At 60.6% G+C, this 14,801-nt stretch carries 15 protein-coding genes; 12 read left to right on the top strand and 3 right to left on the bottom strand.

Going from position 1 to position 14,801, the window contains the following annotated elements; all coding sequences use genetic code 11:
• Positions 1 to 268 precede the first annotated feature (268 nt).
• The 3 genes from ACYZT7_RS18640 (at position 269) to ACYZT7_RS18630 (ending at position 4,062) form a co-directional block, all read left to right on the top strand.
• Positions 269 to 709, top strand: coding sequence for a c-type cytochrome (locus tag ACYZT7_RS18640; RefSeq protein WP_458512398.1), 441 nt, complete (start codon positions 269 to 271; stop codon positions 707 to 709).
• Positions 710 to 712: 3 nt separating this feature from the next.
• On the top strand, positions 713 to 2,143 hold the full coding sequence (locus ACYZT7_RS18635) for a cbb3-type cytochrome c oxidase subunit I (RefSeq protein ID WP_462037712.1): 1,431 nt from the start codon (positions 713 to 715) through the stop codon (positions 2,141 to 2,143).
• Positions 2,144 to 2,220: 77 nt separating this feature from the next.
• Positions 2,221 to 4,062, top strand: coding sequence for a nitric oxide reductase activation protein NorD (locus ACYZT7_RS18630; RefSeq protein WP_462037711.1), 1,842 nt, complete (start codon positions 2,221 to 2,223; stop codon positions 4,060 to 4,062).
• Positions 4,063 to 4,136: 74 nt separating this feature from the next.
• On the opposite strand, the gene ACYZT7_RS18625 is transcribed toward ACYZT7_RS18630, so the two are convergent.
• Together ACYZT7_RS18625 and ACYZT7_RS18620 are read right to left on the bottom strand one after the other, a co-directional pair.
• Positions 4,137 to 4,328: a protein DnrP gene (locus ACYZT7_RS18625; RefSeq protein ID WP_462041824.1), complete on the bottom strand. Its 192-nt coding sequence runs from the start codon at positions 4,326 to 4,328 to the stop codon at positions 4,137 to 4,139.
• Between the two features lie 5 nt (positions 4,329 to 4,333).
• The gene (locus ACYZT7_RS18620; RefSeq protein ID WP_282381557.1) at positions 4,334 to 5,017 is read right to left on the bottom strand and encodes a Crp/Fnr family transcriptional regulator; all 684 of its coding nucleotides are present in this window, start codon (positions 5,015 to 5,017) and stop codon (positions 4,334 to 4,336) included.
• Positions 5,018 to 5,498: 481 nt separating this feature from the next.
• Between ACYZT7_RS18620 and ACYZT7_RS18615 the strand changes: the two genes are divergently transcribed.
• Together ACYZT7_RS18615 and ACYZT7_RS18610 are read left to right on the top strand one after the other, a co-directional pair.
• Positions 5,499 to 6,689 carry an NnrS family protein gene (locus ACYZT7_RS18615; protein WP_462037710.1) on the top strand — a complete coding sequence of 397 codons (1,191 nt, stop codon included), beginning with the start codon at positions 5,499 to 5,501 and terminating at the stop codon, positions 6,687 to 6,689.
• A 25-nt stretch (positions 6,690 to 6,714) separates the two neighbouring features.
• Positions 6,715 to 7,155, top strand: a complete 441-nt coding sequence (locus tag ACYZT7_RS18610; RefSeq protein ID WP_462037709.1) for a CopD family copper resistance protein — start codon at positions 6,715 to 6,717, stop codon at positions 7,153 to 7,155.
• Between the two features lie 76 nt (positions 7,156 to 7,231).
• Here the strand turns inward: ACYZT7_RS18610 and ytfE are convergent, their stop codons facing one another.
• Positions 7,232 to 7,906 carry an iron-sulfur cluster repair protein YtfE gene (gene ytfE, locus ACYZT7_RS18605; protein ID WP_462037708.1) on the bottom strand — a complete coding sequence of 225 codons (675 nt, stop codon included), beginning with the start codon at positions 7,904 to 7,906 and terminating at the stop codon, positions 7,232 to 7,234.
• Between the two features lie 154 nt (positions 7,907 to 8,060).
• Here ytfE and norR point away from each other — a divergent pair, with 154 nt between their 5' ends.
• The 7 genes from norR to ubiT all read left to right on the top strand — a co-directional run bounded on the left by norR (position 8,061) and on the right by ubiT (position 14,779).
• Positions 8,061 to 9,590, top strand: a complete 1,530-nt coding sequence (norR, locus tag ACYZT7_RS18600; protein WP_462037707.1) for a nitric oxide reductase transcriptional regulator NorR — start codon at positions 8,061 to 8,063, stop codon at positions 9,588 to 9,590.
• Positions 9,591 to 9,678: 88 nt separating this feature from the next.
• Positions 9,679 to 10,326 (top strand): pyridoxamine 5'-phosphate oxidase, encoded by a 648-nt coding sequence (gene pdxH / locus ACYZT7_RS18595; RefSeq protein ID WP_462037706.1) that lies wholly within the window; start codon positions 9,679 to 9,681, stop codon positions 10,324 to 10,326.
• A 183-nt stretch (positions 10,327 to 10,509) separates the two neighbouring features.
• The gene (moaB, locus tag ACYZT7_RS18590; protein ID WP_462037705.1) at positions 10,510 to 11,064 is read left to right on the top strand and encodes a molybdenum cofactor biosynthesis protein B; all 555 of its coding nucleotides are present in this window, start codon (positions 10,510 to 10,512) and stop codon (positions 11,062 to 11,064) included.
• On the top strand, positions 11,061 to 12,296 hold the full coding sequence (locus tag ACYZT7_RS18585; RefSeq protein ID WP_462037704.1) for a molybdopterin molybdotransferase MoeA: 1,236 nt from the start codon (positions 11,061 to 11,063) through the stop codon (positions 12,294 to 12,296). Before moaB ends, ACYZT7_RS18585 begins: the two co-directional genes overlap by 4 nt.
• Before the next feature lie 122 nt (positions 12,297 to 12,418).
• Complete coding sequence (gene ubiU / locus ACYZT7_RS18580) at positions 12,419 to 13,414, top strand: ubiquinone anaerobic biosynthesis protein UbiU (protein ID WP_462037703.1); 996 nt, start codon at positions 12,419 to 12,421, stop codon at positions 13,412 to 13,414.
• A gap of 10 nt (positions 13,415 to 13,424) precedes the next feature.
• On the top strand, positions 13,425 to 14,315 hold the full coding sequence (locus ACYZT7_RS18575; RefSeq protein ID WP_462037702.1) for a U32 family peptidase: 891 nt from the start codon (positions 13,425 to 13,427) through the stop codon (positions 14,313 to 14,315).
• Positions 14,309 to 14,779: a ubiquinone anaerobic biosynthesis accessory factor UbiT gene (gene ubiT / locus ACYZT7_RS18570; RefSeq protein ID WP_462037701.1), complete on the top strand. Its 471-nt coding sequence runs from the start codon at positions 14,309 to 14,311 to the stop codon at positions 14,777 to 14,779. Before ACYZT7_RS18575 ends, ubiT begins: the two co-directional genes overlap by 7 nt.
• The last annotated feature ends 22 nt before the right edge of the window (positions 14,780 to 14,801 follow it).

Genomic DNA, 14,801 nt, shown 5'->3' with positions numbered 1-14,801 from the left:
GCTGAGCATCCACATGTCCCTGTGTCTATTTGAAGGCACGGGACTTTGCGTGGATCGACTAAATGGCGCAGTCAGACGAATCGATATTTAGCGTAGGACGCTTCCGGTAATCCGGATCGAGGGGAACACGTTCCTTAGCCACAGCTAAGGCGACCGGCTTCTTGAAGCGAATACCCGACCTAAACCATCTGACTTTCTTGATCGCCATCAAGCAGGTTTCAACCCTTCGCTTCCTATGATGGACGGGCCTAGCAAAGAGGAAGCGACCATGTCAGACACCTTCACCAAAGGCATGGCCAGGAATATTTACTTCGGGGGAAGCATCTTCTTCTTCCTGATATTCCTGGCTTTGACCTATCACACGGAACAGACCTTTCCAGAGCGCAGCAATGAAGCGCTGTTAACCAAATCAGTCGAGCGCGGCAAGTTAGTCTGGGAGCAAAACAATTGCATCGGCTGCCACACGCTGTTGGGCGAGGGCGCCTACTTCGCGCCTGAGCTGGGTAACGTGTTCCAGCGGCGCGGCGGAGAGGCGGGCTTCAAACCCTTCCTGCATGCCTGGATGAAGATGCAGCCACTGGGCGTACCGGGCCGTCGCGCGATGCCTCAGTTCAAGTTGAGTGACCAGGAGGTGGATGACATCGCCGAGTTCCTCAAATGGAGCTCGAAAATCAACACCAATGGCTGGCCGCCAAACAAGGAGGGCTAAGCGATGAGCATTGCTAATCCGCATCTGAAATTCGCCTCGCAATCCGTGGCCAAACCGTACTTCGTGTTTGCTCTGATTCTGTTTCTCGGTCAGATACTGTTCGGTTTGATCATGGGCCTGCAATACGTGATCGGAGACTTTCTCTTTCCGATCATCCCCTTCAACGTGGCGCGGATGGTGCACACCAATCTGCTGATCGTCTGGATATTGTTCGGCTTCATGGGGGCTGCCTACTACCTGATTCCGGAAGAGGCCGACCGCGAACTGCACAGTCCGAAGCTGGCAATCATACTGTTCTGGGTGTTCGCCGCCGCTGGCGTATTGACGATCCTCGGTTACTTGCTGGTGCCTTATGCCGGCTTGGCCAAGCTGACCCACAACGAGCTGCTGCCGACCATGGGTCGAGAGTTCCTCGAACAGCCGACCATTTCCAAGATGGGCATTGTGGTGGTCTGCCTGGGCTTTCTCTACAACATCGGCATGACCTTGCTCAAAGGGCGCAAGACCACCGTCAGCATGGTCATGATGACCGGGCTGATCGGGCTCGCGGTGTTCTTCCTGTTCTCCTTCTACAACCCCGGCAATCTGGCCCGCGACAAGTTCTACTGGTGGTGGGTGGTGCATCTTTGGGTTGAAGGTGTGTGGGAACTGATCATGGGTTCTATGCTCGCTTTCGTACTGATCAAGATCACCGGGGTAGACCGCGAAGTCGTGGAGAAATGGCTCTACGTGATCATCGCCATGGCGCTGATAACGGGGATCATTGGTACCGGTCACCACTTCTTCTGGATCGGTGCACCTGAGGTCTGGTTGTGGGTCGGTTCAATCTTCTCGGCACTCGAGCCGCTACCCTTCCTGGCGATGGTGATATTCGCCTTCAGCATGGTCAAGAACCGTCGGCGGGACCACCCGAACCGCGCGGCCACGTTGTGGGCCAAGGGCACCACGGTCACCGCCTTCTTCGGCGCTGGCGTCTGGGGTTTCCTGCATACCCTGGCACCGGTCAACTTCTACACCCATGGTTCGCAGTTAACGGCGGCTCACGGTCACCTGGCCTTCTACGGTGCTTACGCGATGATTGTGATGACCTTGATCAGCTATGCCATGCCGAAACTGCGAGGGCTCGGCGAGGCAGCGGACGAGCGTTCGCAGCAACTCGAGATCTGGGGCTTCTGGTTGATGACCCTGTCGATGGTAATGATCACGCTGCTGCTCACCGCTGCCGGTGTCGTGCAGATCTATCTGCAACGCTGGCCGGTGGATGGCGTCGCGTTACCGTTCATGGCCACTGTCGATCATCTGCAAGTGCTGTTCTGGGCTCGTCTGGGCGCCGGTCTCGGTTTCTTCGCAGGGCTGCTCTGCTACCTGTCCAGCTTCAAGCGGCGGGTGCCAGTGGGGATCACTGCGACTGCCGCATCCGCTGTTCGTTCGTGAGTCAATAACCACCTGAAGGAGGACGGCCCGGCTGGTACAGCGGGCCGTTTCACATTGGTTTTCAGAGGAAAAAAACCATGGCCTTTACCGTCGAACTGGAAGAGTGGGTTGGCAGTGTCTGGCATCGCTTTATCACCCGGCGCGCCAGCCCGGACTTCCCCGAAGCACGCGTCGAACTGGCCAGCCAGCAACGCCCGCTGGCGCTGCTGTTTCGCGCCATGGGCGGCGCCAATGGCATCGGTGTCGAAGCCGCCAGCGACCGCGATCTGCTGTTGCGACGCAACGTGCTGCAACAGATCGCCGGCACCTGCAAACAAGTGCCCTTGGCGTGGTGTGACGAGACGAACCTTCGTCTGCCGTCGAGCCTCGCGGTGTTTCCTGAAGTCGCATTGAACGAGGAACTCTATCGTTGGCTCGCGTTATTGGCAGCCCAGGCCGGCCAGATGCGGCACTGGGGGCGGGACAATCAACGCTGGACGCAACAGCTGTTGCGGCGCTATCCCGCGTTGCGTGCCCGGTACAAACGTTTGGTCGATGCCCATCTGCAACTACGCCCGGATCCGGCAACATTGAATACCGGCGAAGCGGCCCTGGAGCGGGCGTTATGCCAGGCGCTACGCGAGCCCGGCAGTGTCGAACATTTTCCCCGCAGCGAACGGGCCGCATGGCCGCTGCCGCTGTGGTTGTACCCGCCGCAAAACCTCGCCAGCCCGCAGGCTGCCGACCTCGGTGACGAGTCGGAAGAGTCGCTGACGACCCCGCCCGGTGAGCAGAAAGGCGGAAGCAAACGCGCCAAGCGAATCGATGAAGGCAGCCGTGACGGCGGGTTGTTGATCGTGCGCCTGGAGAACCTGTTCAGCTGGACCGAACACGTGGACCTGGATCGCTGGTCAGACGACAGCGAAAACCCTGACGCCGCCAGAGTCGCCGAGGACCTGGACGAGTTGAGCCTGTCGCGCACCCGTCTGCGCAAGGGTGGCGGCCTCAAGCTGCACCTGGATTTGCCGCCGGCCGATGTCGACGATATTCCCCTGGGCGAGGGCATCAAGTTGCCGGAGTGGGACTATCGCAAACAGCAGATGCAGGACGCCTTCGTCAATCTGCAAATGATGGTGCCCCGCGACTGTGAGGCTCAGCCATTGCCGCCACGGCTGAAGGCTTCGGCGCACCGTCTGCGCCGCCAGTTCGAGCACCTGCGCAATGACCGCCAATGGTTACGCCAGCAACCCCAAGGGTCTGAACTGGACATGCAGGCCTGGCTGGATTTTCACGTTGAACGCGAGCATGGCCAATGTGCGGAACGTGGTCTGTTCATGGAACAACGACAGACACGCCGCGACCTGGCGTGCCTGTTGCTGGCCGACGTGTCGATGTCCACCGACGCCCACTTGAACGATGAGCATCGGGTGATTGATGTGATCCGCGACAGCTTGCTGCTGTTCGGCGAAACCCTGTCGGTGCTCGGCGATGATTTCGCCCTGTACGGGTTTTCTTCGCTGCGTCGTCATCAAGTACGCATGCAAGAACTCAAGTCTTTCACCCAGCGCTATGACGACAACACCCGAGGTCGCATTCAAGGGCTCAAACCGGGATATTACACACGCATGGGCGCCGCCATTCGCCAGGCCACCCAACTGTTGGGCAAGAGCAAACGACGCAGCAAACTGTTGCTGCTGCTGACGGATGGCAAACCGAATGATCTGGATCTGTATGAGGGGCGCTACGGTGTCGAAGACACCCGCGAGGCGGTGCTGGAGGCGCGGCGCCAAGGGTTGACGCCGTTCTGTATCACGATTGACCGCGAGGCCGGGGATTACCTGCCTTATATGTTCGGCGCCAACGGCTACACCTTGATCCGCCAGCCCGAACAATTACCCCTGCGCTTGCCGCAGTTGTACCGTCAGCTGACCCAACCTTGATGCCGACTTCCCTTGTAGCAGCAGGCTGCGCCAGCTGCAGGGGAGATGCGTGGGATTGAAAATGGCGGTGTGGCTCAGGAAATGCTGCGTGGCAGCCAGAAAAACATTGTCACGCAGAAGAGTGCCAGGCCGATGCAGAACCACATGAATCGGCGCAGACGACGCTGCGCCGCATGTGCGGCCATTGCCGGCAGGGGCATGCCGCATTGGCGACACTCGGATTCCTGCGGTGGGTTGGCGTGTTGGCAATACAAACAGACGGGCATGTCACTCACTCGAACTGTTCCAGGCGCAGACGATCGAGAATGGCGATCTGGCGGCCGTCCTGGGTGATGATGTTTTCATCGATCAGGCGACGGATGATCCGCGAAAAGGTTTCCGGCTGGATCGACAGATGCCCGGCAATCAATTGCTTGGCCATCGGCAGCTCGAATTGGCTGTCAACGGTTTGCTGGCGCACCAGTTGCGTCAGCAAATAGCGCACGACCCGGTGGGTGGCGTTTTTCAGTGACAGGGTTTCGATTTCGTTGACCCGTTGATGCAAGCGAACGCAGAGTTTGCCGAGCAGCGCAAAAGTCAGCCGACTATTGCTCTGCAGCAGGCGCATGTAGGTGTTGTTGGATAACCGATAGAGCTGAGTCGGGCAGATCGCTTCGGCCGAGGCCACATAGTTCGGGGTGTCCATCAGCATCATCGCCTCGGCGAAGGTTTGCCGATCGCTGATCACCTCGAACACTTTCTCCTGCCCATCGGGTGTCAGTCGGTAGATTTTCACCGCTCCGGCAATGATGAAATAAAACGAGTCTGCCGGCTCACCCTGACGGAACAACGGTTCGCCTTTGTCGATGCTTAACAAGTGGCTGGTACTCATCAATTCATCCAGCTGTTCTTCGTTCAACGGCTCGAACAAGTGATGACTGCGCAGAATCTGGTGATGGACGCGATGAAGCACCATAAGAATTCATCCTGAAGGTTGAGGAGGGGGGCGATCAAGTCAAACGAGGCCCAGCGAGACGCCGCTGTCCAACGCCAGAACCGAGGTCAACACCACAAACCAGGCCAGTGGCTGGATGACTTTTTTCATGACAACTCCTGGGGATCGAGAAGGATCAAGGTTTCTTTGATTGCTGAAAGCTTGAGCAAGACGCGGGCCATGCCTGGAGGCCCTTGTTTATTGGGGTAGACAGATAAGAGGGTAAAAACGACCACGAGGTTTAGGGTTTAATTAACCATTAAAGGGTCATTTGTACCCTGAATGGATCTCTTCGATGGCGCGCGGGGCTTGGCACCGGCGCGGATCAGCATCGGGGCACGCCCCTTGCACACTTGATCTGCGACAAAGGCAATTGATCGCCAATACCCGATCATTGCCCCCGGACTTACTTCGACGCGTGCGGGTTAGCGTCAGGTCAGCAGCAAGGTAAAGGAGTGGCTTTATGCAAGTGCTCGACCGCCGTAAAGCGATGGCAATCGCGCCGTTGTTACGTTTGGCCTTTCGGCCATTTTTCCTCGCAGGCTGCCTTCTGGCGGTGCTGGCCATTCCGCTCTGGCTGGCCGCCTTCAGTGGTGCGCTTTCCGGCTGGCAGCCGGCGGGTGGCTGGCTGGGCTGGCATCGACATGAATTGTTGTTCGGGTTCGGGTTGGCGATCATCGCGGGTTTTCTACTGACGGCCGTGCAGACCTGGACCGGTCGTCCCGGCATCAGCGGGCGACCACTGGCCGCGTTGGCGTTGCTGTGGTTGTTGGCGCGCGTGGCCTGGCTGGTCAATGCGCCGTGGCCGGTGCTTGCGGTGCTGGAATTGGCGTTCCCGCTGGCGGTGGCCGCGCTCATGGGTTTCACCTTGTGGAAGGTGCGGCAGAAACGTAACTACCCGATTGCGGTTGTGCTGCTGTTGTTAGCGGCGGCCGACGGGTTGTCCCTGTACGGCCTGGTTGAAGGTCATGAAGGCTGGCAGCGTCAAGGCGTGCTGACCGGCCTCTGGCTGGTGGCGGCGATGATGGGCTTGATCGGCGGGCGCGTCATTCCGTTCTTCATCCAGCGCGGCCTCGGCAAGGTCGATGGCGTTACTCCCTGGCCGTGGCTGGATTGGCTGCTGCTGATTGGCTCGCCCCTCGTGGCGTTGTTATATGCCGCCGGACCTGCGCTTGACCCCAATCTCTGGGTCGGCCTGTTGTTCGCCGTGTTGGCCGCTGGGCATCTGGTGCGCCTGGTTCGCTGGCATGACCGCGCCCTCTGGCGCGTGCCGTTGCTGTGGTCGTTGTACCTGGCTTATGCCTGGTTGGCGGTGGCCTGTCTCGGAATGGCGCTGTGGCATTTCGGCGTGCCGATCAACCCGAGTCTGGCGGTGCATTGCCTGACGATCGGCGCCATGGGCGGCCTGGTGTTGGCGATGATTGCGCGGGTCAGCCTGGGGCACACCGGCCGCGCGCTGGAACCACCGTCGGGCATGACCCTGGCGTTCATTTTGCTCAACCTGGCGTGTCTGAGCCGGGTCGTGTTGATCCTGTTCTTTCCCCTGCCTGCGTTGTGGCTGGCCGGTCTGTGTTGGGCGCTGGCGTTTGCACTGTACGCCTGGCGTTATGGGCCGATGCTGCTGCGGGCCCGGGTCGACGGTCATCCAGGCTAAGCAAATGAACTGATGGAGGCTGCCGGTGTTATATCCCTTTTTACTGGTCACCCACTTGCTGGCGGCGATTGCCTTCATCGGCACGCTGTTTTTCGAAGTGGTGATCTGGCACCGCGCCCGCCAGCAGTTGACGGATGCCGCGCAAACGACCGCAGATCAAGCGATTGCAGTGCGTTCGCGCAAGGTGCTGCATGGCGTGGTGTTGCTGTTGTATGGCGCCGGCATCAGCCTGGCGTGGCAACACCGTGGTGTATTGAGTCAGCCGCTGGCCAGCAGTTTTGGCACGTTGCTGAGCCTGAAGATCATCCTGGCCCTGAGCATCATCGGCCATTACTTCCTGCTGGCGTATTGGCTGAAAAGCGCACGACTGACCTCGACCCGCGCCAGCTGGATTCGTCGCAGCATTCTCGGACACATGGTGTTGATCGTGATCCTGGCCAAGGCCATGTTCTATTGGCACGGTTGATCGCACGGCCATCCCTGACAGACAAAACCCGCGTCAACCGATGGGCTGGCGCGGGTCGGGTGTGAGCGGCAATCGATCAATGACGACGGTTCAAGGCGTTAACAAACAACACGTTGTTCTCCAGATGGATGTGTTGCATCAGGTCATCTCGAAACTCCAGCAGCCCACGATAAAGGGCACGCCAGGTGTTACAGGCATCGGGCGGCGGGGTGATGTTGTTGGTCAGCGCGAGCAGTTTTTCGAGGGCTTCGCCATGTTGATCATGTTCAAAGCGCAGCACCTGGATCGGCGGCGCGGCCTGAGGGCCGATGCCCTGTTGCAGCATCGGGAAGAGCACTTGTTCTTCCTTGAGCATGTGGCCTTCGAGTTCTTGTTGCATGTCGGTCAGCAGATCGGCCAGGCCGTTGGGGCAGCTGCTGCGCGCACCATGGACCTGTTCGACGCGACGGGCCAGGCGGATCAGTTCCGGCAGTTGCTCGCGATGGCGGGCGTGGTAGCGCGCCAGAAGGTGGGCGATCAACAGCTCCGACGGTTCGCTGCGCCAGTCGTGTTGGGTTTCGCCGGTGTCTTGCAACCGGTGCAGCGCATCGGCAATCAGGACCGGATCGAGGTCTTTGCTGGCGGCCGCTTCACGCAGGCTTTTATGCCCGCCACAACAGAAGTCCAGTTTGAAAGTGTGGAAAATCCGCGTGGCGCCGGGAATGTCGCAGGCCAGTTGGCCGAGGCTTTGTTCCAGTAGGGTCAGGCTCATATGGGTTCCTTGTTTGGATTTCAACGGTTCCCCTGGCTCATTGCATCCGGCATGCCATATTTAACGTATTGAAAAATATGGCTTAATTTTTAGTTGTGGTGATAGACACCCGGACGCTTTAGGGTGAATCCAACCATAGAGGGTAATAACTACCATGCTGCGTGAAAGCCTGGCGGCCGACCTTATTGTCGAGTTGCCCAATGCTGTGCGGTTGCAACGACTGGTCCAGACCCTGCGCGAGTACTTCAACAGTGGCGCCGTGGGATTGCTGCGTCTGGATGACGACAGTCTGAGGCCGGTCGCGACGGTGGGGCTGGTGCATGAAGCGTTGGGCCGCCGGTTTGTCATCGCCCAGCATCCGCGGCTGGCGGCGATCATGGCGTCGCGCGAACCCACCTGGTTCGAGCCCGACAGTCGCCTGCCGGATCCCTATGACGGCTTGCTCGACAATCACGCCGGCGAACCGATGCCAGTGCACGACTGCATGGGCGTGAGCCTATACGTGGAGGGGCGGATCTGGGGCGCGATTACCCTCGATGCGCTGCACGCCGGGACCTTCGACAGCCGTGCGCGGGAAGAACTCAAGCGCTGCACCTTGCAGATCGAAGCCGCCGTGCGAGTCACCCGGCTTGAGCAGGAAAACCGTAGCCTGCGCTTGTCCCGCAGCGATATTCAAGACGTGCGGCGGCCGGCTGATGAAGGTGAAATCCTCGGGCAGAGTGAGGTGCTGCATCAGTTGCTCAATGAACTGGACGTACTGGCCGACTCCGAACTGCCAGTGTTGCTGCTGGGCGAGACAGGCGTCGGCAAAGAGCTGTTCGCCCGGCGCTTGCATCGTCTGTCGCGCCGCAGTCATAAGCCGCTGGTGCAGGTCAATTGCGCCGCGTTGCCGGAGTCTCTGGCAGAGAGTGAGTTGTTCGGTCATGTCAAAGGTGCGTTTTCCGGCGCCACCAGTGACCGTGCCGGACGTTTCGATGCCGCCAACGGTGGCACGTTGTTTCTCGATGAAGTCGGTGAATTGCCATTGGCCGTGCAAGCGAAGCTGCTGCGCACCCTGCAGAACGGCGAGATCCAGCGCCTCGGCGCCGACAAGCCGCTGCATGTCGATGTGCGCATCATCGCCGCGACCAACCGGCACCTGCCGGACAGCATCCGCGACGGCTTGTTTCGGGCCGATCTGTATCACCGGCTCTCGGTGTATCCGGTGCCGATCCCGCCGCTGCGCGAGCGGGGCAACGATGTGTTGATGCTGGCCGGGCATTTCCTTGAACTCAATCGGACGCGGCTCGGTCTGCGCGGTTTGCGTCTGTCGCCGGCGGCCGAGCGAGCGCTGCTGACGTACAGCTGGCCGGGCAACGTGCGGGAGCTGGAACATGTGATCAGCCGAGCCGCGTTGAAGCAGCTCAGTCGCGGCACCAGTCGTACGCTGATCATGACGCTGGAGCCCGAGATTCTGGATCTCGACAGTGCCATGGGCGGGCAGGGCGCTGAGGTCGAAAGTCCCCTGGACGATACGACTGATACGCCGTTCCAGCCCTTGGGCGAAGCGGTTGACGATTACCAGCGCAAGAAAATTCTTCAGGCCTTGAGCTTGTCCGGGGAAAACTGGGCCAGCGCCGCGCGGATTCTGGAAGTCGATCCCAGCAACCTGCACAAACTGGCTCGGCGTCTGCGCCTCAAATAAGGCGGGGTGTGCTCAGTGTTGATGGTGGTCAAGGTGGTCTTGCGCAGTGCATCGCACACTGGGCAGAACCTTTTTGGAGATCACCGTCATGCCTCTTTCCCTGGCACAGATGCGCCGCAACTACACCCTTTTTGGCCTGCAAGACGAGTCGGCGCTGGACGACCCGATGGCGATGTTCCGGCAATGGATGCAACTGGCCCGCGACACCGAGCGCGCGCCTGTCGAAGCCAACAGCATGGTGTTGGCGACGGTCGACAGTGAAGGTCGCCCACACTGTCGGGTCCTGCTGCTCAAGGGCTTGAGCGATGAAGGCTTCACATTTTTCGGCAATTATCAGAGTGACAAGGGCCAGCAACTGGCCGTTAACCCGCATGCCGCCATGACCTTTTTCTGGCCGGGGCTGGAGCGTCAGGTGCGGATCGAAGGCCAGGTCTCCAGGCTCGACCCGACGCTGTCGGATGCGTACTACGATTCCCGCTCACAGGACAGTCGCCTGGGCGCCTGGGCTTCGCCGCAAAGCCGGCCGTTGGCCAATCGGGCCGAGCTTGAATCGCTGTTGATACAAATCACCCAGCGTTTTGCCGGCAAGACCGTGCCGCGGCCCGAGCATTGGGGCGGCTACTGCCTGCACCCTGAGCGTCTGGAATTCTGGCAGGGTCGCGCCGACCGCTTGCATGACCGTCTCGATTACCGTTTGCGCGATGGCGCATGGCAACGCAATCGCCTGGCACCTTGAGCCCCATTGCGCAAAACCCGCAGCGATGGATAACAATGTGGGAGCGAGCTTGCTCCCACAGGTTTTGTGTGCCCGACACAATCTTCTTATGTCCCTGACGAGGTACCTCCTTGGAGGAATAGGCTCGCTCGCCATTCCGGTTCAGGCTTTGTCCCATACCCTCATTTACGGGAAGGCTTGGATATGGCCCATCTGGCGCAACGCACGTTTGAACCCCTGAACATTGCCGTGCTGACCATCAGCGATACGCGCACCTTTGACACCGACACCTCGGGGCAGACCCTGACGGATTTGCTGCAAACGGCCGGGCATGTATTGATCGATCGTGATCTGGTCACGGACGACATTTATCAGATCCGCGCCAAGGTCTCTCTCTGGATCGCCGACCCTCAGGTTCAAGTGATACTGATGACCGGCGGCACCGGTTTCACCGCGCGCGACAACACACCACAAGCGGTCCTGCCGTTGCTGGACAAACACGTGGAAGGCTTCGGTGAATTGTTCCGTCAGGTGTCCCTGGCGGAAATCGGCATGTCCAGTCTGCAGTCACGGGCGTTGGCCGGCATGAGCAACGGCGTGCTGGTGTGCTGCGTTCCGGGTTCGCCGGGCGCGTGTCGAACCGCCTGGAACCAGATCCTGCTCGAACAATTGGACAGCCGCACCGGCCCGTGCAATTTCGCCCCGCATTTGAAACCGCAAGGGCAACGGGTCATCGACGCCTGCGAGCCCCGCTCATGACCGGCCGGGTGTGTGACCTCGGCCACCTGATACCCGTGGACGAAGCCATCAGCCGTCTGCTGGATCAGGCACCGCCACCGCCCTTGGCGCAAAAGATCGGTCTGGATCAAGCCTTGGGGCGGGTGCTGGCGGCGGACATTCATTCCCCCGTCAACCTGCCGGCCTGGGACAACAGTGCCATGGACGGTTACGCACTCAGGGCCGCAGACCTGCCACCGGACGGAGGTTGTTTGTCTATTGGCGGGCGAATCGCGGCGGGTGACGCGGCGTGCTCACCCTTGCTCGCGCAGCAGGCGGTGCAGATCTTTACCGGTGCGCCATTGCCGCCGGGTGCCGACACGGTGGTCCCGCAGGAACGCTGCCGGATCGATGGCGAACGCGTCTGGTTCCCGCCCGTAAGCGCTGGCGATCACGTGCGCAAGGAAGGCGAGGAGGTTCGCCGGGGAGACCTGTTGCTCAAGGCCGGCAAGCGGCTGCGCGCGCAGGAAGTGGGGTTGCTGGCCGGCGCAGGTATCGCGCGGGTCGAGGTCTACCGCCCGCTGCAGGTGTGCTTGCTCAGCAGCGGCAATGAACTGCGTGAGCCGGGCGACTCATTGGAGCCCGGGCAGATTTACAACAGCAATCGCTACTGCCTCGCGGCGTTGTTGAGCGGCTGGGGCGTCGAGGTGCACGACTATGGCGTCATGGCCGATGAGTTGGCCGCCAGCCGGCATGCCTTGAGCCTGGCGTCCTCGGAATGCGACCTGCTGTTGAGTTCCGGCGGCGTCTCAGTCGGTGAGGAAGATCACCTCAAACAGGCCATCGAGGAGCTCGGCAGTCTGGATTTCTGGCGGCTGGCCATTCAGCCGGGTAAACCGCTGGCCTTCGGCGAAGTGGCCGGCAAACCCTGGATCGGTATGCCGGGCAATCCTTCGGCGGCGCTGATTACCGCGTTGGTGGTGGTGCGTCCATTCCTGCTCAGGGCCCAGGGCGTGAAAGACGTGTTGCCGGTGCCAATGGCCGTGCCCGCCGGGTTCGACTGGTTACAGCGTAACAAGCGTCGGCAGTACCTGCGGGCTCGGCTGACCCCGGGCGCTGACGGCCAGTTGAGCGTGGAGCTGCACCCTCAGCAAAGCTCGGCGATGTTGACTGCCGCGTGTTGGGCCGACGGGCTGGCGGTGATCGAGTGCGAGCAGCAAGTGCTCAAGCACGACAACGTGATGTTCCTGTCCTTTGCTGACCTGATGCATTGATGGCAATTGATTGCCGTCAAGGCTCTGCCTGCCGGTCTCGCTAGACTGGCAGCGCCTTTTTCGATCGCTGCGCCACTGGCATCGATTGAGGGTCGAGACGCGTTTTTCCATGAGGATTACCCATGCAACTGGTCTGCCCGGCAGGGAACCTGCCTGCGCTAAAAGCGGCGGTGCGCCAAGGCGCCGATGCCGTCTATGTCGGTTTTCGCGATGACACCAATGCCCGGCATTTCGCGGGGCTGAACATGGACGACAAACAATTCGATGCGGCGGTCGCTCACATCCGTCAGCATCAACGCAAACTCTACGTCGCGGTCAACACGTACCCGCAACCCAAGGGCTGGGAGCGCTGGCAGCGGGCGGTTGATCGTGCCGCCGATTTCGGCGTGGATGCATTGATCGCCGCCGATCCCGGCGTGCTCAACTACGCCAGCCAGCGGCATCCGCAGCTGGCGTTGCACCTGTCGGTCCAGGGTTCGGCAACCCATGCCGCGGCCCTGGAATTTTACGCGCAGCGCTACGGAATTCGTCGCGCGGTGCTGCCTCGGGTGTTGTCGTTGGCGCAAGTGCGTCAGGTCGCCGCGAGCAGCCCGGTGCCTATCGAAGTCTTTGGTTTCGGCAGCTTGTGCATCATGGCTGAAGGGCGCTGCCATCTGTCTTCCTACATCACCGGCGAGTCGCCGAACCTCTGTGGCGTCTGTTCGCCCGCCAAAGCGGTGCGCTGGAGCGACGACGCCGACGGCTTGAGCGCACGGCTCAGTGAAGTGTTGATCGATCGTTACACCCCTGACGAACCCGCCGGTTACCCGACCCTGTGCAAAGGCCGCTTCCTGGTCGGCGGCAAACGCTTTCATGCGCTGGAAGAACCCACCAGCCTCGACACCCTTGACTTGCTGCCGGAATTGACGGCCATCGGCGTTGAAGCAGTAAAAATCGAAGGCCGGCAACGCAGTCCGGCCTATGTCGAACAAGTCACCCGCGTCTGGCGCGCGGCACTGGATGCCCATCGTGGCTCGCCGGGCAGTTTTCGGGTCAAGGAGGAATGGCGCCGGGTGCTGGCCGGTTTGTCCGAAGGCAGCCAGACCACCCTGGGTGCTTACCATCGATCATGGCAATGAGGGAGGCGACATGAAGCTCAGCCTGGGACCGGTCCTGTTTTATTGGGACAAAGAGCAACTCAGCAACTTTTACGCCGAGATGTCGGCCTTGCCCCTGGATGTGATTTATCTGGGGGAAACCGTGTGTTCGAAACGCCGGGCCTTTTCACTGGATCAATGGCTGGGTCTGGGGCGCGAGTTGCAGGAGTGCAGCCAGGCACAGTTGGTGATCTCCAGCCTGACGCTGATCGAAGCGGCCTCCGAACTTTCCAGCCTGCGGCGGCTCTGCGACAACGGCCAATTGTTGGTGGAGGCCAACGACATGGGCGCGGTGCAGTTTCTGGCCGAGCGCAAGCTGCCATTCGTGGGCGGCCCGGCGCTGAATTTGTACAACGGTCATACGCTGGCGCAACTGCTGGACTGCGGGATGACCCGTTGGGTGCCACCGGTGGAATGCTCGGCGGCGTTGATTGGCGATGTGCTCGAGCAGGTGCGCGAACTGGGCCGTGAGGCGCCGGAAGTCGAGATCTTTGCTTACGGGCATTTGCCGTTGGCCTATTCCGCACGCTGCTTCACCGCTCGGGCGGAAAACTTGCCCAAGGACGACTGCCGGTTTTGCTGTCTCAACTACCCCGACGGCCTGCCGTTGACCAGTCAGGAAGGGCAGGCGTTGTTCACCATCAACGGTATTCAAACGATGTCGGCCGAGGTGACCAATCTGCTGGCGGATTACACCGGGTTGTTGGCCTGTGGCGCCGACCTGTTGCGTCTGAGCCCTCGCGCTCAGGGGATGGCCGAGGTCATTGCCGCCTATCAACGGGTTCGTCTGGGCGAGACACCGCCGCTGTTCGTCGACGGTTGCAACGGCTACTGGCATGGTCAGGCCGGCATGTTGCGCGTCGAGGAGGTTGGCCTGTGCTGAATCGTAAAAAGTGGTTGTTGAAAGGCGCCGACCGGTTGTTGCCGTTGGTGCGCCGGGTGCCTTTTGCGGTGCAGCGTCTGGCGTTGCAGCAGGCGCTGAATCGTTGCCTTGCCGAGCCGTTACGCGATGGTGAATTTGAAGTGCTGCGAGGGCGTTGGTTGTGCTTGCGGATCCCGGACCTGGGTTTGTCCTGGTTCCTGACGCTGACCCGTCAAGGGTTGCGAATTGCCGAACACGCCACGGCGCATGTGACCATCAGCGGTAACTGGCGCGAGTTTTTACTGCTGGCCAGCCGTCAGGAAGATCCGGATACGCTGTTTTTTCGCAGGCGTTTGGTGATTGAGGGTGATACGGAGTTGGGGCTGGCGCTGAAGAACTTGATCGACAGTCTTGATCCCGATGTTCTGCCTGTTTGGTTGTGGCGCAATCTGGAGCGGGCCGGGAAGGGGTTGGCGGCGCAGTAGAACCTGCGACCCCGATCGACTG

The organism is Pseudomonas sp. RT4P38, assembly GCF_054897765.1.
Note: the sequence above shows the minus strand (reverse complement) of the source record. Positions and strands in the feature narration are given on the sequence as shown.